The sequence below is a fragment of the Bradyrhizobium sp. SK17 genome, from assembly GCF_002831585.1.
GTDB lineage: Bacteria > Pseudomonadota > Alphaproteobacteria > Rhizobiales > Xanthobacteraceae > Bradyrhizobium.
In genome coordinates this window covers 786,509-808,902 of sequence record NZ_CP025113.1, presented here as the reverse complement: position 1 = coordinate 808,902, position 22,394 = coordinate 786,509, and the positions used below count along the sequence as shown (strand labels likewise).

The 22,394-nt window shown below is 66.0% G+C and carries 21 protein-coding genes; 12 read left to right on the top strand and 9 right to left on the bottom strand.

The window, feature by feature from the left end; all coding sequences use genetic code 11:
* The first annotated feature begins 93 nt into the window (after nt 1-93).
* Entirely contained in the window at nt 94-933 is an 840-nt protein-coding gene (locus CWS35_RS03785; RefSeq protein ID WP_157817068.1) for a lipopolysaccharide assembly protein LapB, read from the top strand.
* A gap of 112 nt (nt 934-1,045) precedes the next feature.
* Here CWS35_RS03785 and CWS35_RS03780 read toward each other — a convergent pair whose 3' ends face one another.
* Nucleotides 1,046-1,738, bottom strand: coding sequence for a hypothetical protein (locus tag CWS35_RS03780; RefSeq protein WP_029879500.1), 693 nt, complete (start codon nt 1,736-1,738; stop codon nt 1,046-1,048).
* Between the two features lie 301 nt (nt 1,739-2,039).
* On the opposite strand from CWS35_RS03780, the gene CWS35_RS03775 reads away from it, so the two are divergent.
* Nucleotides 2,040-3,572 carry an aspartate ammonia-lyase gene (locus CWS35_RS03775; protein ID WP_100950854.1) on the top strand — a complete coding sequence of 511 codons (1,533 nt, stop codon included), beginning with the start codon at nt 2,040-2,042 and terminating at the stop codon, nt 3,570-3,572.
* Nucleotides 3,573-3,875: 303 nt separating this feature from the next.
* Here the strand turns inward: CWS35_RS03775 and CWS35_RS03770 are convergent, their stop codons facing one another.
* Nucleotides 3,876-5,711 carry a cytochrome c gene (locus CWS35_RS03770; protein WP_100950852.1) on the bottom strand — a complete coding sequence of 612 codons (1,836 nt, stop codon included), beginning with the start codon at nt 5,709-5,711 and terminating at the stop codon, nt 3,876-3,878.
* A gap of 261 nt (nt 5,712-5,972) precedes the next feature.
* Between CWS35_RS03770 and CWS35_RS03765 the strand changes: the two genes are divergently transcribed.
* Together CWS35_RS03765 and CWS35_RS03760 are read left to right on the top strand one after the other, a co-directional pair.
* The gene (locus tag CWS35_RS03765) at nt 5,973-6,653 is read left to right on the top strand and encodes an alpha/beta family hydrolase (RefSeq protein ID WP_100950850.1); all 681 of its coding nucleotides are present in this window, start codon (nt 5,973-5,975) and stop codon (nt 6,651-6,653) included.
* 69 nt (nt 6,654-6,722) lie between these two features.
* Nucleotides 6,723-7,460, top strand: a complete 738-nt coding sequence (locus tag CWS35_RS03760; protein ID WP_100950848.1) for an aspartate/glutamate racemase family protein — start codon at nt 6,723-6,725, stop codon at nt 7,458-7,460.
* Nucleotides 7,461-7,557: 97 nt separating this feature from the next.
* Here the strand turns inward: CWS35_RS03760 and CWS35_RS03755 are convergent, their stop codons facing one another.
* Together CWS35_RS03755 and CWS35_RS03750 are read right to left on the bottom strand one after the other, a co-directional pair.
* Nucleotides 7,558-8,340: an SDR family oxidoreductase gene (locus CWS35_RS03755; RefSeq protein WP_024582701.1), complete on the bottom strand. Its 783-nt coding sequence runs from the start codon at nt 8,338-8,340 to the stop codon at nt 7,558-7,560.
* 39 nt (nt 8,341-8,379) lie between these two features.
* On the bottom strand, nt 8,380-9,354 hold the full coding sequence (locus CWS35_RS03750; protein WP_100950846.1) for a 2-dehydropantoate 2-reductase: 975 nt from the start codon (nt 9,352-9,354) through the stop codon (nt 8,380-8,382).
* Between the two features lie 168 nt (nt 9,355-9,522).
* Here CWS35_RS03750 and CWS35_RS03745 point away from each other — a divergent pair, with 168 nt between their 5' ends.
* Entirely contained in the window at nt 9,523-10,323 is an 801-nt protein-coding gene (locus CWS35_RS03745) for an enoyl-CoA hydratase-related protein (protein WP_100950844.1), read from the top strand.
* A gap of 99 nt (nt 10,324-10,422) precedes the next feature.
* On the opposite strand, the gene CWS35_RS03740 is transcribed toward CWS35_RS03745, so the two are convergent.
* Both CWS35_RS03740 and CWS35_RS03735 read right to left on the bottom strand, forming a co-directional pair.
* A complete protein-coding gene (locus CWS35_RS03740) occupies nt 10,423-10,686 on the bottom strand; it encodes a hypothetical protein (RefSeq protein ID WP_245438853.1) in 264 nt (87 codons plus the stop codon).
* Between the two features lie 62 nt (nt 10,687-10,748).
* The gene (locus tag CWS35_RS03735; RefSeq protein WP_100950842.1) at nt 10,749-11,633 is read right to left on the bottom strand and encodes a LysR family transcriptional regulator; all 885 of its coding nucleotides are present in this window, start codon (nt 11,631-11,633) and stop codon (nt 10,749-10,751) included.
* Between the two features lie 127 nt (nt 11,634-11,760).
* Between CWS35_RS03735 and CWS35_RS03730 the strand changes: the two genes are divergently transcribed.
* From CWS35_RS03730 to CWS35_RS03715, 4 genes are all read left to right on the top strand, one after another.
* A complete protein-coding gene (locus CWS35_RS03730) occupies nt 11,761-13,122 on the top strand; it encodes an FAD-dependent oxidoreductase (protein WP_024582706.1) in 1,362 nt (453 codons plus the stop codon).
* Between the two features lie 13 nt (nt 13,123-13,135).
* On the top strand, nt 13,136-14,140 hold the full coding sequence (locus CWS35_RS03725) for an ABC transporter substrate-binding protein (protein WP_100950840.1): 1,005 nt from the start codon (nt 13,136-13,138) through the stop codon (nt 14,138-14,140).
* 157 nt (nt 14,141-14,297) lie between these two features.
* Nucleotides 14,298-15,071 carry an ABC transporter ATP-binding protein gene (locus CWS35_RS03720; protein WP_100950838.1) on the top strand — a complete coding sequence of 258 codons (774 nt, stop codon included), beginning with the start codon at nt 14,298-14,300 and terminating at the stop codon, nt 15,069-15,071.
* Complete coding sequence (locus tag CWS35_RS03715) at nt 15,064-15,879, top strand: ABC transporter permease (RefSeq protein ID WP_168226258.1); 816 nt, start codon at nt 15,064-15,066, stop codon at nt 15,877-15,879. Before CWS35_RS03720 ends, CWS35_RS03715 begins: the two co-directional genes overlap by 8 nt.
* A 161-nt stretch (nt 15,880-16,040) precedes the next feature.
* On the opposite strand, the gene gtdA is transcribed toward CWS35_RS03715, so the two are convergent.
* Nucleotides 16,041-17,081 (bottom strand): gentisate 1,2-dioxygenase, encoded by a 1,041-nt coding sequence (gene gtdA, locus CWS35_RS03710; protein WP_100950834.1) that lies wholly within the window; start codon nt 17,079-17,081, stop codon nt 16,041-16,043.
* 105 nt (nt 17,082-17,186) lie between these two features.
* On the opposite strand from gtdA, the gene maiA reads away from it, so the two are divergent.
* From maiA to CWS35_RS03695, 3 genes are read left to right on the top strand one after another with little or no spacing between them, the layout of a single operon-like run.
* On the top strand, nt 17,187-17,819 hold the full coding sequence (maiA, locus tag CWS35_RS03705) for a maleylacetoacetate isomerase (RefSeq protein WP_100950832.1): 633 nt from the start codon (nt 17,187-17,189) through the stop codon (nt 17,817-17,819).
* Nucleotides 17,809-18,321, top strand: a complete 513-nt coding sequence (locus tag CWS35_RS03700; protein WP_024581567.1) for a MarR family winged helix-turn-helix transcriptional regulator — start codon at nt 17,809-17,811, stop codon at nt 18,319-18,321. Before maiA ends, CWS35_RS03700 begins: the two co-directional genes overlap by 11 nt.
* On the top strand, nt 18,321-19,505 hold the full coding sequence (locus tag CWS35_RS03695) for a 3-hydroxybenzoate 6-monooxygenase (protein WP_100950830.1): 1,185 nt from the start codon (nt 18,321-18,323) through the stop codon (nt 19,503-19,505). The genes CWS35_RS03700 and CWS35_RS03695 overlap by 1 nt, the downstream gene beginning before the upstream one ends.
* 82 nt (nt 19,506-19,587) lie before the next feature.
* Here CWS35_RS03695 and CWS35_RS03690 read toward each other — a convergent pair whose 3' ends face one another.
* Both CWS35_RS03690 and CWS35_RS03685 read right to left on the bottom strand, forming a co-directional pair.
* Nucleotides 19,588-21,198 (bottom strand): benzoate-CoA ligase family protein, encoded by a 1,611-nt coding sequence (locus CWS35_RS03690; RefSeq protein ID WP_245438852.1) that lies wholly within the window; start codon nt 21,196-21,198, stop codon nt 19,588-19,590.
* Nucleotides 21,195-22,325 carry an FAD-dependent monooxygenase gene (locus tag CWS35_RS03685; protein ID WP_100950828.1) on the bottom strand — a complete coding sequence of 377 codons (1,131 nt, stop codon included), beginning with the start codon at nt 22,323-22,325 and terminating at the stop codon, nt 21,195-21,197. The genes CWS35_RS03690 and CWS35_RS03685 overlap by 4 nt, the downstream gene beginning before the upstream one ends.
* Nucleotides 22,326-22,394 lie beyond the last annotated feature (69 nt).

Sequence of the window (22,394 nt, the reverse complement as noted above, 5' to 3'; positions counted from 1 at the left end):
TGTCAGGTCCCGGCCTGCGGCCGGATGCGACTTTCGCTGGACGCTCTGTCGGCGGCAGTGATAACGGCTGGGATGCCATCGCAGGACCATCGCATGCCGAAACCTCCGCCCCCCTCCGCCAACCGCGGTCCTGGGCCGTCCCCGCTCCTGCAGCGCGCCGTGGTCGCCTTGCAGATGGGGCAGATCGTCGAAGCCGAGCGGCTGGCGGCCGAGGTCTTGAAGGCAAACCGCAACGATATCGGCGCGGCCTCGATCCTGGCGCGGGCGCTGATGATCCAGAACCGCAACGAGGAGGCGATCGCGCCGCTGGAGCGAGCCACCCGCCGCGTCGAGGATCCCGGCCTCGAAACCCTGCTCGGCGCGGCGCTCGGCGGCGCCGGCCGCCGCAGCGAGGCGATCGAGGTGTTGCGGCGAACCACGGCGCGGCGGCCGCCGTACCTGCCCTCATTTCAGGCGCTGGCAGGGCAATTGCACGCGGACGGCCGCATCGACGAGGCGGTAGTCGTCATCGAGAGCGCGCTTGCTCTCGCGCCCGGCAGCCTCGAGTTTCAACTCCTGCTCGCGCAGTTGCTGCCCCAGCGCAATGAGCGCGGCCGGGCGCGCGCGATTCTGGAGAAGCTGCGCACGGCAGCGCCGGGGCATCCCGACGTCCTGGCCGCGCTCGCGCGCGTCCTGCTGCTCGATGGCGATTACGCTGGTGCCGCGGATCTCTACCGCCAGGTGGTGGCGCAACGTCCCGACGACCCATTGGCGCGTCTCAGCTTCTCCGCCAGTCTGCTGGAAATGGGCGACCGCGCGGCGGGCGAAGCGAATTTGCGCCTGGCGCTGCGCGGTCGGCCGCAAATGATCGGCCGTACGACCGCCGCGCTGAGCATGTCATCGCATGGCCGCTTCTTCTTCCGTCCCAGCGGGTTCAAGAAATTTCTGAGCTAGGGCGGTTCGAGGGGACGGCTGTGCGACAAACTCCGTGTCGTCCCGGCGAAGGCCGGGACGACGACGGGAAGGGTCCGCACCCACACCCGTTATCGCCGTGCGCTCGCCCGATCTATGACCTGAACTGGCGGCGATAGAGTCCGGGCTCGCGGGCCATCCTGGTGGACAAGTCCTGTGCGCGCGACGTTTCATCCGGCGTCATCGCAATTGTCTGCGCGACCCAGTTTTCGCGCTTCACCGGGTAGCATTGCGCGACCGGCGTGCCCTTGGGCAGGATGCCGCTGAAATTGGTGTCGTGCCAGCGTGCCGGGAAATGCACCCAGCCGTCGTGAAACAGGTCGCAATCGACCATGCCGGTCAGCGTGGTGAACGGCAGGTCGAACCGATTGACCGGATGCGTGAACATCACCGAGTAGCCCGGCGGCGCCTCGATGGTCCACAGATTGACGAACTTGACCACGAAGCGGTCGGGCTCGAACAGCGGGGAGCCGACCACCTGGCTTTCATCGTGGAATCCGACCGGCGAGCGCGGGAATTCGAGCATGCCCCCGGCCGGAAGGTCGTTGTCCCAAGTCATCTCGCCATTCTCGACCTTGAGATCGCAGATCAGCGGCAACAGGAAACCCGACGTCATCGCATCGACGAATGGCGGGCAGCGCTTGACGGTGTCTTCTTCGCGATTGCTCATCGCATTGAACGCCTGCGTCGGCATCGCCTTGAGCCATCCGGGAAGTCCCAGTGATGCGGGCACCGGCGCCGGAATCTTGCCCTCGAGCTCCGCCGGGCAGCGGAATTTGAGCGTCATCGTTTCATTGTTGTTGGACACGGTAGTGGTCCTTGGTTCGTTCAGTGTCGGCAGCGCCCTTGCGCCAATCGGTGCTGATCTAGCACGCGATGACGTGACGGTGAAAGCAGCCGGCCCCGGCGCGTGGCGAACCACGGAATGGAGTCATAAGTTGTTGTTATCATGGCGGATAAGATAAGGCCTCAATTCGGTTCGTCAGTGTGCAAGAGTTTGCCGATAGGCATTGGCTTTCGCCGCTTGCCCGGCGCATCATGGTCGGTGTCGCTGACGACGGCATTTGCAGCACGCAACGGAGGGATCGATGGCCGAATCGAAGGTTGAGACCAACACCGCAGGGGCCGCGCCGGCGTCCGGCGACGGCGGCGGCGTCAGCGAGCTTGCCATCGCGACGGTCCGGACGGTGCCGATCGAGCAGGCGCAGTCCCGCACCGAGCACGACCTGCTCGGCGAGGACGATGTGCCGGCCAACGCGCTGTGGGGCATCCACACCAAGCGTGCGGTGATGAACTTTCCGATCACCGGCGTGCCGGTCGGCCATTTCCCGGAATTCGTCCGCGCGCTGGCGCTGGTGAAGCAGGCGGCGGCCCGCGCCAACAAGCGCCTCGGCTATCTCGCGCCGGAGAAGGCCGATGCGATCGACAGAGCCTGCACCGAGATCGCGACCGACAAGGTCTATGCCGAGTCCTTCGTCGTCGACGCGATCCAGGGCGGCGCCGGCACCTCCACCAACATGAACGCCAACGAGGTGATTGCCAACGTCGCGCTGCGGCTGATGGGCCGCAAGCCCGGCGACTATCACGCGCTGCATCCGAACGACGACGTCAACATGGCGCAGTCGACCAACGACGCCTATCCGACCGCGCTGCGGCTCGCGGTGATCTTCGCCACCCAGCCGCTGGTGCGCGCGCTCGACGACCTCGCCTATGCCTTCAAGGGCAAGGCGGTGGAATTCGCCGATGTGCTGAAGATGGGCCGCACCCAGCTTCAGGACGCGGTGCCGATGACGCTCGGCCAGGAGTTCGATGCCTTCCATGCCACCGTGAAGGAGGACGTCGCGCGGCTCAACGAGATCTCCTCGTTGTTCCGCGAGGTCAATCTCGGCGCCACCGCGATCGGCACCGGCATCAACGCCGATCCGCGCTATGCGGCGCTCGCGGTCGAGGAATTGTCGCGGCTGTCCGGCCAGCCGATGGTGCTGGCCTCCAACCTGATCGAGGCGACCTCCGATCTCGGCGCCTTCGTGCTGTTCTCCGGCGTGCTGAAGCGCGTCGCGGTCAAGGTATCGAAGATCTGCAACGACCTGCGCCTGCTGTCGTCGGGGCCGCGCACCGGCATCGGCGAGATCCGGCTGCCTGCGGTGCAGGCCGGCTCGTCGATCATGCCCGGCAAGGTCAACCCGGTGATCCCGGAGGTGGTCAACCAGGTCGCCTTCCTGGTGATCGGCCACGACCTGACGGTGACGATGTGCGCGGAGGGCGGCCAGCTCCAGCTCAACGCCTTCGAGCCGACCATCGGCTATTGCGTGCTGAGCTCGCTGCGCATGCTGACGGCGGCGATCGATACGCTGACCAAGCGCTGCGTCGACGGCATCGAGGCTGATCGCGAGCGCTGCCGCAGCCTGGTGCAGGGCTCGATCGGCCTGATCACGGCGCTGGCACCGGCGCTCGGCTACGAGGCCTCATCGCGCGTGGCACGCCGCGCGCTGAAGGAGAACCGCTCGGTCGCCGACATCGTGCTGGAGGAGAAGCTCCTGACCGAGGACCAGCTCAACCAGCTGCTCGAGCTCGAGGCGATGACCCGCCCGGCGCGGCGGCAGCCCGTGCCGAAGGGGTGAGGCGCGCGGTGAAGGCAGGCTGAACCGCGGCGATGCTGCCCTTCTCGTCCCGCTTGCGGGACCGCCGCGGTGCGTGCTGCCTAAATTTCGAAAACAACCCCATGCAAAGCAGCCGGCGGCCATCGCTGCTCGGTCAGGCGACTTGACGCGTCGGGCAAATCAGGGGTACATTTCCAGTATTCCGAAATCCTGCACGCCGCCTCTCGCCAGCAATGGCGGCGCTATCGCGTACCGGCGCGATCTCTCCATGAGCGCGTGCTGCCCGGACATGCCCGGCCAGCACGGTGAACCCGTTGGCGAGACCTACAGCGTCTTGATGAACTCGATCAGGGCGCGGCGCTCGTCTTCCTTCAGCTCCGGTCCGATCACGCCGGTGCGCTTCTCGTTGGCGAATTCGTGGCCGGCATTGCTGTTGCCGCGTTTCCTGGTGTCGAGCGCGAACACGTTCTTGATCTTGTCGTCGGAGACATAGCCGAGATTCTTCGGGTCATACTCGCGGCTGCCGAGATAGACGATCGGGGGACGTTCCTGCACCGGGGACAGCAGCGCGTAGATGCTCGGCACCGACCCGTTGTGCAGATAGGGCGGGGTCGCCCAGATGCCGTTGAGGGGACGGACCTTGTAGGCGAGCGGCGCCTGGATCTCGTTCGGCCGGTAGCCGTTGATGCGCTTGCGATCCTCCGGCGACGTCTTGTTCTGGTCGTACCAGTAGTCGACGGTCTTCTCGACCAGCTCGCCGAGCGCGGGCCCGAAGCCACCGTCCTTGATCCCCAGATTGGCCGGCGTCTCGACGGTGCGGCTCGCAAGGCCCTCGGCCTGTGCGCTGTCGGTGCCGATATGGCTGATCGGAATCATCTCGACGTCGAGCAGCGGCTGGCCGGCGTCGTTCTTGATCCAGCGCTTCTTGTCCTTGAACAGCGCGAAGGCCTCGCTCGCCGGCAGCGCCTTGCTGTCGATCGCGGGGCCGTGGCAGCCCTGGCAGTGCGCCTTGTAGAGCTCGCCGCCCTTCTTCGCGAGATCCATGTTGATCTGCCCCAGGATGTTCTCCGGCCATTTCGGCGATGCCAGCCCGCCAAAGCCCTTGTCCTCGCTCGGCGGCTCGCCGGCGATCATCCGCTCCATCTCGTGCAGCACGTCGATCCGTGCGCTCGACTTGTAAAGTCCCTTGGACTCGTCGAGCAGATTGAGCTCGGCGCTGACGCCGAGCGCCTCGCCGGCATTGCGCACCATCGGCTGCATGATCGAGCCGTCATACTGTACCCAGCTGAACCAAGGTGCGTTCCAGATCCGCGGGAAATGCACCGGCGCCGAATGCGAGGCGTAATTGTTCGGATTGTTGAGATCGATCGAGAACACCTGGTTGCCGATCCGGTTCAGCGCGTCGAGCCGCGTGTAACCTTCCTCGACGCTGTTGGCGGCGACCTTGTTCTCCAGCGCGTTGATATTGGCGTATTGCTTGAGCACGAGATCGAGCTGGCCGCGCAGCGCCATCCGCTCGTCGACGCTGGCATCCTTGCCGACGATCGCCTCGGCAAAGCGCGCGAAGCGGCCCGGCCAGAACCGGGTCAGCAGCAGCGAGACGCCGACGCTCTTCTGGAATTCGAACAGGTTGGTGTTGGCCGGGCCGCCGTCGATCACGATCTCGGTGCCGCGATAGCTGAGGCTTCCGGTGTGGCAGGCGGAGCAAGTCAGCCCGACGCCGTTCATGTCGGCCTTGCTGTGCGGATTGCGCCACGGCGCGCCGTTGGCATCCGCCATCGGGCCGCTCGGCGCGAAGCCGATCGGCAGCGGATCGGGCTTGCCCGGGATCACGGTGTCGGGAATGAAGCCGAAGCGGCCGAGATAATTGGTCTCGCTGAGCTTCGGTGCCGCGGTGAACAGCGGCCAGAGCGTCGGCTGCTCCAGCGCATTGAACCATTCAATCGGGATACCGAAAGTCCGCGTGCCCTGGTCGGCGTGGTAGAACCAGCGCAGCCGCTCGGCGGTGACATTCTGATCTAGCCAGACGGTCTTCGCCGGCGGCTGGTAGTCGACGACCTTGACGCGGAAGCCGCTCGCCAGCGTCTCGAGATCGTCCTTGAAGTAGAGGACGCCGGCGACAATCAGCAGGCCTATGATCACGATCGTCTTGCGAGGCATGCTCCCGTCCCCCAATTCGCGGTACCCGCGCGTCATATTGATGAGATATTAACAATCGTCAAAACGGATTCGCGCTAAACGTGTGGTGCGCTGTATGCCATCCTACAGTAGCGGTGTCAGGTCTACCAACGGAATGTTGCAAAGGAAATGTGGATTGGCTGTGAGCCAGTTCACTTGCGGCGCGACCGCCAGGGCGGCATTTGCGCGCATCGGGATCGGAGGGCTAGACATGGCGAAGCAACAAGTCGTCGAGATGTCATCTTGAACGCGTCAGGTCTCCAGCCGCTCACGATCACGGTCTCGGGCGACAGCACGGTGTCCGCGCTGCTGCTGCGACCGGCGCAGGCGCGCGCGGCCTATGTGTTCGCGCATGGTGCCGGCGCCGGCATGACGCACCCGTCGATGGCCGCGATATCGGAAGGGTTGGCGGAGCGCGGCATCGCGACGCTGCGCTATCAGTTTCCCTACATGGAGAAGGGCAGCAAGCGGCCCGATCCGCCCGCCGTCGCGCAGGCCACGGTGCGCGCCGCGGCGGCGGAGGCGGCGCGGCATTGCGGCGAACTGCCGCTGTTCGCAGGCGGCAAGTCGTTTGGCGGCCGCATGACCTCGCAGGCGCAGGCCAAGGCGCCGCTCGCCGGCGTACGCGGGCTGGTGTTCCTCGGCTTTCCGCTGCACCCCGCCGGCAAGCCGTCGAGCGAACGGGCTGCACACCTCGCCGAGGTCAAGATCCCGATGCTGCTCCTGCAAGGGACGCGCGACGCGCTGGCCGAGCTCGACCTGCTCGAGCCTGTGGTGAAGGGGCTGGGGAGCCGGGCGATGTTGCACCTGGTGCAGGAGGCCGATCACTCCTTCCATGTGCTGAAGCGCTCCGGCCGCACCGACCGCGAGGTGATGGCCGAGGTGCTCGATGCCTTCGCGGCATGGGTGGCGACACATTCGTGACGGACCGCGTTCCGCCTGTGACACTGCCCCGGATTGCGCTGCGCTGCATCCGGGCTACTAATTCGATTCATGACCAAGATCCTGATCGTCAATCCCAACACCACCGCGTCGATGACCGCGACCATCGCCACCGCGGCGCAGGCGGTTGCCGCTGATGGCACCGAGATCATAGCCGTCACGTCGGCGATGGGCCCCGCTTCGATCGAGGGCTTCTATGACGAGGCGTTCGCCATTCCCGGGCTGATCGAAGCGCTCCTGAAGACGCCGGATGCCGATGCCGGCATCATCGCCTGTTTCGACGACACCGGGCTCGACGCGGCGCGGTCGGCGGCGCGCTATCCGGTGGTCGGCATTTGCGAGGCGGCGCTGGTCACCGCCGGCCAGCTCGCCAGGCGGATCGGGATCGTCACCACGCTGCCGCGCTCGATCGTGCCGCTGGAGGAGCTGGTCCGCCGCTACGGCTTTGCCGATCGCGCCGCGGTCACCGCCTGCGATGTCGCGGTGCTCGATCTCGAAAAGCCGGGCTCCGGCGCGCGGGAGAAGCTACAGGCGGAAATCGCGCGAGCGCTGGAGAAGGGGGCCGATGCCATCGTGCTCGGCTGCGCCGGGATGGCCGACCTGGCCCAGGCGCTGTCGGTGCAGTTCGGCGTGCCGGTGGTCGACGGCGTGGCGGCCGCGGTGAAGCAGGCGGAGGCGCTCGCAGCCCTCAAGCTCACGACATCGCGCCGCGGCGCCTACGCGATGCCCGCGGCGAAAGCCTATTCCGGGCTGCTGGACAAGTTCGCGCCGCCTCTGAAAGAGCCGTAACAACGTCATTGCGAGCGAAGCGAAGCAATCCATCTCGCCGTTCGCGGATGAATGGATTGCTTCGTCGCTGTCGCTCCTCGCAATGACGATGGGGCCGTCAGCCTGACGCGGCGCCGCCATAGATCCGGTCGCGCAGGCGGCGCATGCCGGACAGCCAGCGTTCGCGGTTGGTGGCCTTGCGCTGCATGTATTCCTGCACCTGCGGATGCGAGAGAATCAGGAAACGCTCTTCAGCCATCGCCTCGATCACCATCCGCGCCACCTCGCCCGGTTGCAGCACGCCGTCGACGCGGGCCGCGCTCGGGCCCGGCGTGGTCATCCCGGTCTGTACCGATTGCGGGCAGAGCACGGAGACGCGGATGCCGCGATCGCCATACTGGATCGCCAGATGCTCCGCGAGCGCGACCGCGGCGCTCTTGGTGACGCCGTAGGGCATCGAGTTCAGCGAGGCCAACAGCCCTGCCGCAGACGCGGTGTTGAGCAGATAGCCGGAGCCGCGTGCCAGCATGCCCGGCACCAGCGCCCGCGCCGCGAACACGTGGCTCATCACATGCACGCGCCAGCTCACATCCCAGTCGGCATCGGATGCGGTTTCCTGTCCCTTGCGCGACAGCCCGGCATTGGAGAAGAACACGTCGACCGGCCCATATTTGTCCTCGGCGGCCGCGATCAGCGCCTTGATGTCCTCCTCGAGCCCGACGTCGGCGGTGACCGCGAGCCCGTCGATATCGCCGGCGACGCTGGCGAGCCGGTCGCGCGAGGTCTTCAGGTCGGCGACCACGACGCCGCGTGCGCCGGCCTCCGCATAGGCGCGCGCCACCGCTTCGCCGATCCCGCTGGCGCCGCCGGTGACGACGCAGACCTTGTCCTTGACGTGCATGGTTCGATGTCCCTGCTTGTTGTCGTGATGCCTGGATTGTCAGCCCTGATACAGGCCCTTGTCACGCGCCTTCTGGATCGCGAGCGCGGCCATCAGGTCGAGCATCGGGGTCGCAATATCAGCCGCGCGGGCAAACGCCGCCGGTGCGCGCACCAGCACGTCGATCTCCATGGCACGGCCGAGCTCGTAGTCTTGCAGGATCGAGGGCTTGTGGTCAGGCGCGGGTCCCGAGCGGGTGACGCGCTTGACCCCGGGGATATAGTGCGTCGCCACCGTGTTGGCCTCGTCGAGCAGCCGCGGGATCACGTCCTGCATGTCAGGATCGTCGCGGACGCCGCGCGCGGTCAGCCCGGTCAAGAGGCAAAGCACCGACATCGACATGTTGGTCAATAGCTTCGACCAGATCGTCTCGCGGATCTGCGTGACCTCGGGCGATTCGATCGCGGCCTCGTTCAACGCCGCGCGCAGCCGGGCGATGCGCTCGCTCCGGCGATCGTCGCATTCACCGATCAGGAGCCGGTTGCGCTCCGGCGACAGGTTGGCCGCGGTGCCGGGCGCGATCACCTCGTTGGAGGAGAAGATCACGCCGCCGATGATTCGCTCTTTCGGTATGGCGCGGCGCAAGCGCCCGCCGGGATCGAGGAAGCCGAGATCAGGAATGCTGGGATGCTGCGGCGGCGGGCCGAGATCGTACCACCAGGGAATGCCGTTCTGCGCGAACACGATTGCGGTGTCCCGCTCAAGCAGCGGTAACAACCCGCTGGCGAGCGCACTGACTCCGGTGGCCTTCAGCGTGCTGATGACGACGTCCTGCGGGCCGAGCTCGGCGGGATCGGCCGACGCCTTGACTTTCGCGGTGACGCTGCTGTCACCGACCTTCAGCGTCAAGCCGTTGGTCCTGACCGCATCGAGATGGGGGCCTCGCATCACGCAGGACACCTCGTGGCCGGCGCGGGCCAGCCGGACCGCGAAGTGGCTGCCGACGGCGCCCGCGCCGAAAATGCAAATGCGCATGAGTGGAACTGGTCCTTGCAACGTGCCGCGTCAGTTTCCACAAGCGCGGGGCATCGCGCAACCCGTCATGCGCAAGGCGCGGTCGTGCGCGCCCGAAAGTGATGGATCAAGGCGGCCGCTCTCGTCATAGTGCCTGCCAAGAGCAATGCCGAGCCAGGGAGAAACGTCATGTCGGCCAGCCCAGTCCTGTGGAGCCTCGATGCGCGCGGGGTCGCGACCGTCACGCTGAACCGGCCCGAGGTCAACAATGCCTATGATGGCGCGTTGATCGCCGGCGTGCTCGCCGCGATCGACGATCTCTCGACCAAGCCGGTGCGCGTCGTCGTGCTCAAGGGCAACGGCAAGCATTTCCAGGCCGGCGCCGACCTGAAATGGATCAACGGCGTGCGGCCGAAATCGTCTGACGAGAACGAGACGGCGTCGCGAGCCACCTTCGAGGCGGTGCAGCGCCTCAACACGCTGCCGGTCCCGACCGTGGCGCTGGTGCAGGGCGGCTGCTTCGGCGGCGGCACCGGCGTGATCTCGGCCTGCGATATCGTGATCGCGGCCGACAACGCGCTGTTCTCGATCACCGAGGTGCGCTGGGGCCTGACGGCTGCGATCATCATCCCGCAGCTCTGCGACGCCATCGGCGTGCGCCAGGTACGCCGCTACGCCCTGACCGGCGAACGATTCGGTGCGGAAGATGCGCGGCGCATCGGTCTCGTTCATGAGGTGGTGCCATTGTCCGATCTCGAAAGCGCCGGCGCCAGGGTCGTGGAACAGTTGCTCGGCAACGCGCCGGAGGCGATGGCCGAAACCAAGACGCTCGCGATGGAAAGCTCGTTCGGCGGCATGGCGGTGGACGATGCGGCCTACAAGCGTCTCGTCCATCTGCATTCGGCGAAGCGGCAGACCGCCGAGGCCGCCGAAGGGCTGGCCTCCTTTGCCGAGAAGCGCGCGGGGCGGTGGGGCGGCGGCAATTCGTAGGGCGGCGTAGGGCGGGTTAGCGTAGCGTAACCCGCCGTTCATACCGCGATAAGTCGGCGGATTACGCTTCGCTAATCCACCCTACAGATTCCGCCTCGCTCAGCAGCCGCGGCAGATGCCGCGCATGCTGCGATAGACCTCTTCGTCGTCACGGCGCATCTGCTGCAAGGAGTCGAACGTCATCGATTGGCTCGATTGGGTGATCGACGGTTCGGGCTTGCGCCGGGCCGCCAGTTCCTCCTCTTGCCGATGGTAGCAGGCCTCGCGCTCCGCCTTGGCCTCGATGAAGCGGCACGTCTCGATCGCTGCCGCGGGCTGAGCGGCGATGATGAGACCGAGCGATACTGACAGCAGGAGTTTCAAGCAGGCGATCCTTTCGCATTGTTCTCGCAGGTCTGCATGCGAAGGCCAAGACCAGTGCCGGATTACAGCGGCTGCGACAGCGACTTTTTCAAAGTCTTCAGCAGTGCCTGCACCGCGGCAGCGTCGATGCGGCGTTCGGGAACGGCGGCTTTCACCCACAGTTCCGGAATCGGAAACTCGGCAAGGATCGGCTGCAACGCGCCGTCGCGCAGTGCGTCGGCGACCAGGTAATGCGACAGCAGCGCGATGCCGTTGCCGGCGATCGCACTCTGCGTCAGCACGCGGCCCTCGTTCGACGACAGGATCGGGCGGACCTGGACATTGATCCGGCCGCGCGGCCCCTCGAACGGCCATTCCGGCCCCGTGGGCAGGAAGCTGAGGCAGCGGTGATCGACCAGATCGCGCGGATGTTTCGGCGTGCCGTTCTTCCTGAGATAGGCCGGCGCGGCGCACACGAGCCGCGGCAGCCGGCACAACGGCTCGTCGACAACCCCGCCGAAGGAATGCGGGAAGGCGCCGATCGCGATGTCGAAACCTTCGGTCACCGGATCGACCGGGCGATCGATCATCACGATCTCGAGCTTCACGCTGCGGTTCTGTCGCTGGAAGATCGTGAACGCATCGGCAAGCCGCGCCACCGTCAGCGAGGTCGGCGCCTTGACGCGGAGATGGTCGGAGAGGTCGCGCTGCTTCTCGCCCATCCGCGACAGCAGATCGCCGACATCGGCGACGACGCCGCGGGCGCGATGCACATATTGCTGACCGGCCTCGGTCAGCCGCAACTGGCGGGTCGAGCGGTGGAACAGCGCGGTGCCGATCCGCTCCTCGAGCTGGGTGACGCGCTTGGCGACGACCGAGGTTGCGAGGTTCAGCTTGCGCGCGGCGGCGGAGAAGCCGCCGGCGTCGGCGGTGGCGAGGAAGGCTTCGAGATTGACCAGCGTATCCATCTGCCGTCCTTTTAACTCATCTCTCGCCTTTCTCGATTCGCGAAAGCTGATTACATAATTTGGTGGATTGTACTGCAATCCGCATCAATTCATAGTCGGCCCAATCAACTTGTTCAGGGCGGAAATGATGCGAGCGAGCACGATCGAAGAACCTGCGCGGCAGGTCCCCCTCTATGGCGAATATGACGTGGTGGTGCTTGGCGGCGGCCCGGCCGGCATTGCAGCCGCGGTCGGCGCGGCGCGCGCCGGACGGCGGACGCTGTTGATCGAGCGCTACGGATTTCTCGGTGGCATGGGCACCGCGGCCGGCGTGACCAATTTCTGCGGCCTGCACGCCAACATCTTCGGCGAGATGCATCGGGTGGTGCAGGGCATCGCCTCCGACCTGCTGGCGCGGATCGACCGGCTCGGCGGCCTGAACGCGCCGCATCTGATCCTCGGCAAGATCCTGGCGCAGGCGTACGACACCGCGGCCTACAAGATCGCGGCCGACGACCTGCTGGCGCATCACAAGGTCGACATCCTGTTCCACGCGCTCGGCGCCGGCGTCGTGATGGATGGCGCGCATATCCGCGCGCTGATGGTGGAAACCAAGGCCGGCCGGCGCGCGGTGCGCGGTGGCATCTTCATCGATTGTTCCGGTGACGGCGATCTCGCGGTGTGGGCCGGCGCGCCCTACGAGGTCGGCGACAATGCGGGTGGCATGCTCTACCCCTCGATGATGTTCCGCCTCAACGGCATCGATCCGGCCAGGGCCGGCGATGCCTGGCGCACGATCCCGGCGCTGATGGCGGAGGCCGAGGCCGCCGGTACCCATACATTCCCGCGCAAATCCGCGATCGTGCGGCCGCAGAAGTCGCAGATCGAATGGCGGGTGAACTTCACCCAGGTGACGCGGGACGATGGCCGCGCCATTTCCGGCATCGATCCCGACGACATGACGCGCGGCGAGATCGAGGGCCGCCGCCAGGCGGTGGAGGCCTTTGCATTCCTGCGCACGGTGCCGGGCTTCGAGAACTCCTATATCGTCGATCTGCCGCCGCAGCTCGGTATCCGCGAGACCCGGCGCGTGATCGGCGGCTACATGCTCACAGGCGAGGACGTGCTGGGTTGCGCCTCGTTCGAGGATTCGATCGGCGTCAATGGCTGGCCGAAGGAATCGCATGTCGCGGGCGACGTGATCTTCGAGTTTCCGCCGATCCCGGACAGCCGCGGCTACAATGAGTTGCCGTACCGCATGCTGGTACCCGATGGCGTCGACAATCTCCTGGTCGCCGGCCGTTGCGCCTCGATGACCCATGAGGGGCAATCGGCGGCGCGCGTCTCCGGTGCCTGTTTCGTGATGGGCGAGGCGGCGGGAACCGCGGCGGCCTTGGCGCTGTCGGGCAACACGATTCCGCGCGACATTTCCGTCGAAAAGTTGCAACAACAGCTCGCGGCGCAGGGCGCGTTCATCGGGCGCGACCAAACCGTGCCTGATGGACTATAAGCGGAGTACAGGGATGAAGGGTTGGGCGCGGCTCGCACTCACGGGCTTGCTGATGTGGGCCGCGAGCGGCATTGCGCGGGCCGACGATGTCCTCAAGGCGAAGATCGGCGTGCTGCGGCTGTCGTCCTCGGCGCCGGTGTTCATCGCGCAGGACAAGGGCTATTTCCGCGACGCCGGGCTCGATGTCGAGCTGAAGTTCTTCGACGCGGCGCAGCCGATCGCGGTGGCGACCACCTCGGGCGATGTCGATGTCGGCATCACCGCCTTCACCGCGGGGCTCTACAATCTCGCCGGCAAGGGCACGCTGAAGGTGATCGGCGGCATGAGCCGCGAGAAGGCCGGTTATCCCTTGATCGGCTATTTCGCCAGCAACAATGCCTATGCGGCGGGCCTGAAGACGCCGAAGGATCTCGCCGGCAAGCGCGTGGCGGTGACCCAGGTCGGCTCCAGCTTCCATTACTCGCTCGGCCTGCTCGCCGACAAATACGGCTTCAAACTGTCCGATGTGAAGATCGTGCCGCTGCAATCGCTGTCGAACGCGGCGGCGGCGCTGAAGGGCGAGACGGTCGATGCCGCGCTGCTGCCGATCTCGACCGCGCGGACCTTGATGGATTCGGGCGGTGCGAAATTGCTCGGCTGGGTCGGCGACGAGACGCCGTGGCAGTTGGGGGCGATCTTCGCGTCGCCGAGGACGCTGACCCATGCGCAACTGGTGACGAGGTTGCTCACCGCGCTGACCCGCGCCGATCACGACTATCACGACGTGATCCTGAGCGCGATCAAGGACGGCGTGGTGCCGATCAACGACAAGACGAGGCCGCTGCTCGAGATCATCGCCAAGTACACAAACCTGCCGGTCGAGCAGGTGGTCGGCAATTGCGCCTATGTCGATCCCGACGGCAAGCTCGACGTGAAGAACGTCGACAACCAGATCAAATGGCTGCAAGAGCAGGGCTTCGTCGACAAGGGCTTTGATGCGAACGCGATCATCGCCAAGGACTATGTGAAGGCGGATTGATGGTCGACGGCGCGCACCACTCTATCTCCGTCACCCTGAGGAGCCGCGCAGCGGCGTCTCGAAGGGTCGACGGCCCACCTGCATCCGGGCCGTGCATTCTTCGAGACGCGCTTCGCGCTCCTCAGGATGACGGATCGACAGCGGAAGGCGCGATCACATGGACCTGATCGCCGACCGTATCAGCCATCGTTTCGACGACCTCGACGTGCTCGACGATGTCTCCTTCCAGGTCGCCGCCGGCGAGATCGTCGCGATCGTCGGTCCGTCCGGCTGCGGCAAGAGCACGCTGCTGTCGATCCTCGGCGGCTTGCTGCGGCCGAGCAAAGGCGCCGCCGAGCTGCGCGGCGCGGCGCCGGCCGGCAGCCTCAATCCGCTGACCTTCGTGTTCCAGGATTTTGCCCTGCTGCCGTGGAATACGGTCGAGGAGAATGTCGCGTTTCCGCTGCTGCACACGCCCCTGAGCGCCGGCGAGCGCCGCGCCGTGATCGACGACGCGTTGCGCCGCACGGGCTTAACGGATTTCCGCGCCGCCTATCCGAAGCAGCTGTCCGGCGGCATGCGGCAGCGTGTCGGCATCGCGCGGGCGCTCGCGGTGCGTCCGGCGATCCTGCTGATGGACGAGCCGCTGTCGGCGCTGGATTCGCAGACCCGCGAGCTGCTGATGGAGGATTTCGTGCGCCTGCTCGCCGACGGGGCGATGGGCGCGGTCTATGTCACGCATAATCTCGACGAAGCGGTGCGGCTCGCCGATCGCATCGTCGTGCTGTCGCGCCGTCCCGGCCGCATCCGGGAGATCGTGAGCATTCCGATGACGCGCGCCGAGCGCGGCACGGTGGATGCGCGCGGCCGGATGGCGGCATTGCAGGGCGAATTGTGGTCGCTGATCCGGAAAGAGGCGATCGATGCCGAGCGCGAGGTCCAGCATGCTTGACCGCGCGCCGCAGGAAGCGAAAGAAGCGACGCGGCCGGTCGCGTTTCGCGGCGCCGGCTTCACATCAGGCGGCAGCCGCTACGCCGGCTGGATCGCGCTCGCGCTGGTCATCGCGGTGTGGCAGATCGCCGGCAGCGCGGGCTGGGTCAATCCGCTGTTCCTGCCGGCACCCTCGGCGATCGCGGTCGCGATCACCAAGCTCGCGACGTCGGGCGCGCTGTGGCAGCATTTGTCGTGGTCGATCATGCGGATCGGGACCGGCTGGATCCTCGGCACGGTTGCAGGGGTCATCGTCGGCTTCGCGATCGGGCTGTCGACCATGGCGCGCGGCGTCGGCATCACCTTCATCTCGGCGCTGTTCCCGATCCCGAAGATCGCGCTGCTGCCGCTCCTGATCCTGTGGCTCGGGATCGGCGAGGAGCCGAAGATCGCCACCATTGCGCTCGGCGTGTTCTTCTCGACCGCAATCTCGGTCTATAGCGGCGTCGACGCGGTGCCGCGCAACCTGATCCGGATGGCGCAGAGCTTCAATGTGCCGTTCCATGCCATTGTGCGCCGCGTGATCTGGCCTGGCGCGCTGCCCTCGATCCTTGCCGGCTTCCGCATCACCGCATCGGTTGCGCTGTTGCTGGTGGTCAGCGCCGAAATGATCGGCGCGCAATACGGCATCGGCGCCTTCGTGTTGCAGGCCGGCAATCTGATGCAGACCGATCAGTTGCTCGCCGGCGTCGTGATCCTGTCGCTGTTCGGGCTCGCGGTCGGCAAGCTGATCAATCTGCTGGAGACGCGGCTGCTGCACTGGCGGTGAATGCAGGCCGTCGGCCACAACACAGGCGTCGTCCCGGCGAAGGCCGGGACCGATAACCACCGCTGGCGTTTGTAAGATGAATGACTTGCCGCGTGCCCCTTCCTGAGGCCGCGGCGTATGGGTCCCGGCTTTCGCCGGGACGACGACTACACGTTGCTGGCTTACGCGTTCCCCCGATCCTCGCGGAACAGGTCCAGCTTCTGCTGCACCGGGCGATCCGAGAACGAGAACAGCACCGAGTCCGCGTCGGCCTCGTGGGTGACCCAGTGCCAGCTCGGTACCACGAACAGATCGCGCGGGCCCCATTCGAAGGTCTGGTCGCCGACCCTTGTGCGGCCGTTGCCCTCGATCGCGGCGAACACGGTCGCATCAGTGGAACGATAACGTGTGGTCTTGAAGCCCTTCGGCAGCAGCTGGATGAAGGTGCCGATGGTCGGCATCGCGAAATCGCCGGTCTCGGGGTTGGAGAATTTCAGCTTTAGGCCGTGGCAGGCATCCCACTCGTCGCGGGCCCTGGCCTTCTCCAGCGTCTCGCGGGTGTGCTCATAGGGATAGTTGAAGATCGGCGAGGTCTTCGACGATCGCTTCTGGTCGATCGGCAGCAGGTTGCGGCCGTAGCGCGCGAAGCTGTCGCCGGCTGGCTTGGAGATCGCCTGCTGGTCCTCCTTGGCGCCTTCCGCGAACGAGCAGTCGAAGAACTGCACCATCGGGATGTCGAGCCCGTCGAGCCAGAACATCGGCTCTGAGGTTTCGTTGGAATGGTCATGCCAGGTCATCGACGGCGTGATGACGAAATCGCCCGGCGCCATCGCGGTGCGCTCGCCATCGACTGCGGTATAGGCGCCTTTGCCTTCGAGCACGAAACGCAGCGCCGACTGGGTGTGGCGATGGGCGGGCGCGACGTCGCCCGGCACCACCATTTGTACGCCGGCGAACAGCGAGGTCGTGATCCTGGATTGCCCGCGCAGGCCGGGATTCTCCAGCACCAGCACGCGGCGCTCGGCTTCCTTGGCCGTGATCAGCTTGCCGGCCTCGTTCATGTAGTCGCGAATCTGGTCGAACTTCCACAGATGTGGGCGGCAGGCGCTGCGCGGCTCCGGCGTCACCAGGTCGCCGAGCACGTTCCAGAGCGCTGATAGATTCTCGCCGTCGATCTTCTTGTAGAACGCCTCGCGCTCCGGGGTCTTCTGCACGGCTTCCATGGCAAGCCTCCCATCATTCTTGTCGGTTCAATTTAATTGACAGTATACTGACAATATGGCTAGCGTCAACGAACACCCAATGACGAAAACGCGAGGGAGGTTCCGATGAAGCTGCATGGCTATTTCCGCAGCAGCGCGTCCTACCGGGTCCGGATCGCCCTCAATCTGAAGGGGCTGACGCCGGAGCACCTGCCGCATCATCTGCGCAAGGGCGAGCAGTGCGCCCCGGCCTATCTCGCGATCAATCCGCAGGGGCTGGTGCCGACGCTGGAGAGCGACGCCGGCGCGATCCTGACCCAGTCGCTCGCGATCATCGAATGGCTCGACGAGACCAATCCCAATCCGCCGCTGCTGCCGCAGGATCCGCTGCGCCGCGCCAAGGTGCGCGCCTTCGCCCAAGCGATCGCCTGCGACACCCACCCGGTGCAGAACCTGAAGGTGCTGGCGCGGTTGCGCAAGCTCGGCCTGCCCGAGGAGCAGGTGACCGAATGGGCGGCCTGGGCCAATCGCGAGGGACTTGCGGCCTGCGAGACCCTGATCGCGGACGAGGCCGGTCCGTTCTGCTTCGGCGATACGCCCACGCTCGCGGATCTCTGCCTGGTGCCGCAGCTCGCCAATGCGCGGCGGTTCGGTGTCGATGTGTCGGCCTATCCACGCCTGATCAAGGCCGAGGCGGTGGCGAAGCAAGTCAAGGCGTTCGCCGACGCCGCCCCGGACAAGCAGCCCGATGCCGAGTAGCAAGCCGACGCCCGTCACCATGGACGCGGTCTACACCGCGCCCGGTTATCTGTTCCGGCGGATGCAGCAGATCGCGGTCGCGCTGTTCATCGAGGAATGCAGCGCGTTCGACCTGACGCCGGTGCAATATGCCGCGCTGGTCACGATCTCGACCCATCCCGGCATCGACGCGACCAGGCTCTCCGCGGTGATCGCGTTCGACCGCTCCACGCTCGGCAATGTGATCGAGCGGCTGGAGGCCAAGGCGTTCATCGTGCGCAAGCCGGCAGCCGAAGACAAGCGCGTCAAGCTGCTTTACCTCACCAAGGCCGGAGCTGGCGTGCTCAACGACATCATGCCTTCGGTCGACAAGGCGCAGGCGCGGATGCTGGAGCCGCTGAAGCCGGCCGACCGCAAGACGCTGCTCTCGCTCTTGACCCAACTTGTCGACCTCAACAACGAGGCGTCGCGGGTGCCGCTGCGTGCCGAGGATGCGCTCGAACATCTCGGGAGATCGGGCTGATGGCGGAGAGCAAGCCGGTCCTGATCGCAGGCGGCGGCATTGGCGGCCTCGCGGTGGCGCTCGGGCTCGCGCAGAAGGGCATCCGCTCGATCCTGCTGGAAAAGGCCTCAGCGCTCGGTGAGATCGGGGCCGGCATCCAGCTTGGGCCGAACGCGTTCCACGCCTTCGACTATCTCGGCGTCGGCGAGGCCGCGCGCAACATGGCGGTCTATATCGATCAGCTCCGATTGATGGATGCGCTGACAGCGGACGAGATCACCCATATCGACCTCGGCGATAGCTTTCGGGCGCGGTTCGGCAATCCCTATGCGGTGGTGCATCGCGGCGACCTGCACGGCGTGTTCCTGCGCGCTTGCCAAAATCACGAACTGATCGAGCTGCGCGTCTCCAGCGAGGTGACAGGCTATGAGCAGGATGGCTCGTCCGTGACCGCAAAGCTCGCCAATGGCGAGCGGATCATTGGACGCCTGCTGATCGGTGCCGACGGGCTATGGTCGAACATCCGCAAGCAGGTCACGGCGGATGGTCCGCCGCGCGTCTCCGGCCACACCACCTATCGCTCGGTGATCCCCACCGACCAGATGCCGGAGGATCTGCGCTGGAACGCGGCGACGCTGTGGGCCGGCCCGAAATGCCACATCGTGCATTACCCGCTGTCGGGCTGGAAGGTGTTCAACCTCGTCGTCACCTATCACAATGATGCGCCGGAGCCGGTCGCCGGCAAGCCGGTCTCCGAGGACGAGGTGATGAGGGGCTTTGCCCACGTCCATGAGCGGGCGCAAAGCATCATCCGCCACGGCACCAACTGGAAGCTCTGGGTGCTGTGCGACCGCGATCCCACCGAGCGCTGGATCGACGGCCGCGTCGCGTTGCTGGGCGATGCCGCGCATCCGATGCTGCAATATTTCGCGCAGGGCGCCTGCCAGGCGATGGAGGACGCGGTCTGCCTGTCGCACATGCTGGCCAATCATGATGATCAGTCGGCGGCGCTCGACGCCTATCGCGCGCAACGCTTCCCGCGCACCGCGCAGGTGCAGCTGATGTCCCGCGCAATCGGCGAGCACGTCTATCACCCCGCGGGCGACCACGCCCGCATCCGCAACGCGATCATGAGCGCGAAGTCGCAGAACGAATGGTGCGACGATATCGCGTGGCTGTATGGCGGGACGGGGCTGGGCAGTTAGTCTCGGCAAATTCAGTCGTCGTCCCGGCCTTCGCCGGGACGACACCGAATTTGTGGAAGCCGCGCTTACTCGAAAGGCCGCCTCACATCCGCATCACGGCCTGGCGGTCGATCTTCCCCGTCCCGGTCTTCGGCAGCTCGTCGATGAACTTCACCTCGCGCGGATATTTGTACGGCAGCAGTTTTGTCTTCACGTAGTCCTGTAGCCGCCGCGTCGCCTCGTTGCTGTCGAAGCCGCCTTTGTTCATCACCACCACGGCCCTGAGCGTCATGCGGCGGTCCGGCAGTTCGGCAGCGTAGACGGCGCATTCGCGGGCATCGGGGTGATCGGCGAGGCAGAGCTCGACCTCCAGCGGGTAGACCCACTGGCCGGAGATCTTGATCAGGTCGTCGGCGCGGCCGCGGAAGAAGTGGAAGCCGTCGCTGTCGCGGATGAAGCGGTCGCCGGTGTAGATCCAGCCGTCCTCACGCACCGTCTCGGCGGTCTTGTCCGGCCGGTTCCAGTACAGCGGCGTGGCGGAATCGCCGCGCACCCACAGGATGCCCTCCTCATTGTCGCCGACCTCGCGGCCGTCGCTGTCGCGCAGCATGATCTCGTAGCCGGGCACGCGCAGACCCGCCGCGCCGAGCTTCTTCTGCTCCGCGCGGTTGCTGAGATAGACGTGCAGCACCTCGGTCGAACCGAGCCCTTCGATGATCTCGAGGCCGGTGAGTTGCTTCCAGCCGTTGAAGACCTCGGCCGACAGCACCTCCGCGGCTGACACCGCCATGCGCAGCGAGGAGAAATCCGCCGCGTCAGCGCCCTCGGCCTTGGTCAGCGAGATGTAGAGCGTCGGCAGGCCGAAGAACACCGTCGGTCGGTATTGTCCGATCGCCGCGAAGATCGCGGCCGGCTTCGGCTGGCCCGGCAGCAGCAGCGTCGCGGCGCCGACCGAGAACGGAAACGTGATCGAATTGCCGAAGCCATAGGCGAAGAAGATCTTCGGCACCGAGAGGCAGATGTCGCCGGGCTGAAGCTTCAGCACGCTGCGGGCAAACGCCTGCTCGCTATAGGCCATGTCGTGCTGCAAATGCACGATGCCCTTGGGCCGGCCGGTCGAGCCCGACGAATACATCCAGAACGCCATCTCGTTGCGGTGGGTGTCGGCTTCGTCGAGGTCGCCGGGAAAACCTTGCAGCCAATCGCCGGCGTTGCGGGCTTCGGCAACCGCGTGATCGTCGGCGGTGCCGTTGACCACGATCAGCGTACGCAGCGGCGTGTCCTTGCAGGCCTCCGCGTTGAAGCGCGAGCAGAACTCGGCATCGGTGACGGCAACCTTTGCACCGGCGTCGGACAGATAGAACTGCAACAGCTCCGGTGTCGTGAGCGTGTTGATCAGGAGCGGCACGAAGCCGGCGCGCACCGCGCCGAAGAACGCCGCCGGGTAGGCCGGCGTGTCGTCGAGGAACAGCAGCACGCGGTCGCCGCGTTGCAGCCCGAGCGACCGGAAGGCGTGGCCCCAGCGCGCCGCATCGGCGCACAACCCGCGATAGGTCCGCGTGCCGGCAGGGCCGGTCAGCGCCAGACGCCCGGCGTTGCCGTTGCCGAGATTGTCGAACAGGATGCGGCTCGCATTGTAGCGCTCGGGGATCGTGAAGCCGATCTCGCGCGCACCGGGACTATCCAGCGGAACCTGGTCGGCGATCCCCGTCATGATTGTCCCTTTGCGGCTTCGTACCGGGCCATGAAGGCGGGCGACATCGCGCGCAGCCGCGCGTCGTCGATCCGGCCGGAGCGGGTGATGTAGCTGTAGGCGAAATCCATCAGATCGAGCTTCATATGCGCCGGAAAATGCTCGTACCAGTCGGCACTGGTCCGCGCCGCGGTGACGAGCTTCTTCACGATCGGCTTGCGTTCGGCTTCGTAGCGCGCCAGCGCCGCGGCAACGCCACTTTCGCTCTCCAGCGCCTTGGTCAGCGCGATCGCATCCTCGATCGCAAGCCGCGTGCCCGAACCGATCGAGAAATGCGCCGAATGCAGCGCATCGCCGATCAGCACGATGTTGCCGTGCGACCAGCGCTCGTTCCAGATCCACGGGAAGTTGCGCCACACCGATTTGTTCGAGATCAGCCGGTGGCCGTCCAGTGTCGCGGCGAACACCTCTTCGCAGATCGCCTGCGACGCCTCGATGCTCTTGTCGGCGAAGCCATAGGCTTCCCAGGTTGCCGCATCGCACTCGACCAGGAAGGTGCTCATGTCCTTCGCATAGCGATAGTGATGGGCGTTGAAGCTGCCGCGCTCGGTCGCGACGAAGGTCTGCGACAGCGTCGCAAAGGGCTTCGTGGTGCCATACCAGGCGAATTTGTTGGAGGAATGCGCGACCGAGGCCCCGAACGCGGCCTCATTGCCGCGGCGGACCACCGAGTTCAGCCCGTCGGCGGCGACGATCAGGTCGTACCCCTTGAGTTCGTCGACCGATTGCACCGCGGTGTCGAAGCGCGGCGTGATGCCTGTGCTGCGCACGCGCTCTTGCAGGATCGTCAGCAGCGCCAGTCGCCCGATCGAGGAGAATCCGACGCCGTCGATCTCGACGCTCTCGCCGCGCAGGTTGAGGGTGATGTTCTTCCAGCTCTCCATCTTCGGGGTGATGGCGTCGACCGTCTCGGGGTCATCGGCGCGCAGGAAGTCCAGCGCCTGCTCGGAAAACACCACGCCGAAGCCCCAGGTGGCGCCGGCCGCGTTCTGCTCGAACAGATCGATCTCGGCGTCGGGGTGACGCTTCTTCCAGAGATAGGCGAAATAGAGCCCACCGGGGCCTCCGCCGATCACGGCGATACGCAACGTCTGCCTCCCAGATTGACAGTGTACTTACAATTTGGGTCCAGACTAATCGCCCTCTGGCGGGAACGC

Coding starts and splice junctions, on each gene's coding strand:
- CWS35_RS03785 (WP_157817068.1), top strand. CDS start 94: ATGCCGAAACCTCCGCCCCCCTCCGCCAACCGCGGTCCTGGGCCGTCC.
- CWS35_RS03780 (WP_029879500.1), bottom strand. CDS start 1,738: ATGACGCTCAAATTCCGCTGCCCGGCGGAGCTCGAGGGCAAGATTCCG.
- CWS35_RS03775 (WP_100950854.1), top strand. CDS start 2,040: ATGGCCGAATCGAAGGTTGAGACCAACACCGCAGGGGCCGCGCCGGCG.
- CWS35_RS03770 (WP_100950852.1), bottom strand. CDS start 5,711: ATGCCTCGCAAGACGATCGTGATCATAGGCCTGCTGATTGTCGCCGGC.
- CWS35_RS03760 (WP_100950848.1), top strand. CDS start 6,723: ATGACCAAGATCCTGATCGTCAATCCCAACACCACCGCGTCGATGACC.
- CWS35_RS03755 (WP_024582701.1), bottom strand. CDS start 8,340: ATGCACGTCAAGGACAAGGTCTGCGTCGTCACCGGCGGCGCCAGCGGG.
- CWS35_RS03750 (WP_100950846.1), bottom strand. CDS start 9,354: ATGCGCATTTGCATTTTCGGCGCGGGCGCCGTCGGCAGCCACTTCGCG.
- CWS35_RS03745 (WP_100950844.1), top strand. CDS start 9,523: ATGTCGGCCAGCCCAGTCCTGTGGAGCCTCGATGCGCGCGGGGTCGCG.
- CWS35_RS03735 (WP_100950842.1), bottom strand. CDS start 11,633: ATGGATACGCTGGTCAATCTCGAAGCCTTCCTCGCCACCGCCGACGCC.
- CWS35_RS03730 (WP_024582706.1), top strand. CDS start 11,761: ATGCGAGCGAGCACGATCGAAGAACCTGCGCGGCAGGTCCCCCTCTAT.
- CWS35_RS03725 (WP_100950840.1), top strand. CDS start 13,136: ATGAAGGGTTGGGCGCGGCTCGCACTCACGGGCTTGCTGATGTGGGCC.
- CWS35_RS03720 (WP_100950838.1), top strand. CDS start 14,298: ATGGACCTGATCGCCGACCGTATCAGCCATCGTTTCGACGACCTCGAC.
- CWS35_RS03715 (WP_168226258.1), top strand. CDS start 15,064: ATGCTTGACCGCGCGCCGCAGGAAGCGAAAGAAGCGACGCGGCCGGTC.
- gtdA (WP_100950834.1), bottom strand. CDS start 17,081: ATGGAAGCCGTGCAGAAGACCCCGGAGCGCGAGGCGTTCTACAAGAAG.
- maiA (WP_100950832.1), top strand. CDS start 17,187: ATGAAGCTGCATGGCTATTTCCGCAGCAGCGCGTCCTACCGGGTCCGG.
- CWS35_RS03700 (WP_024581567.1), top strand. CDS start 17,809: ATGCCGAGTAGCAAGCCGACGCCCGTCACCATGGACGCGGTCTACACC.
- CWS35_RS03695 (WP_100950830.1), top strand. CDS start 18,321: ATGGCGGAGAGCAAGCCGGTCCTGATCGCAGGCGGCGGCATTGGCGGC.
- CWS35_RS03690 (WP_245438852.1), bottom strand. CDS start 21,198: ATGACGGGGATCGCCGACCAGGTTCCGCTGGATAGTCCCGGTGCGCGC.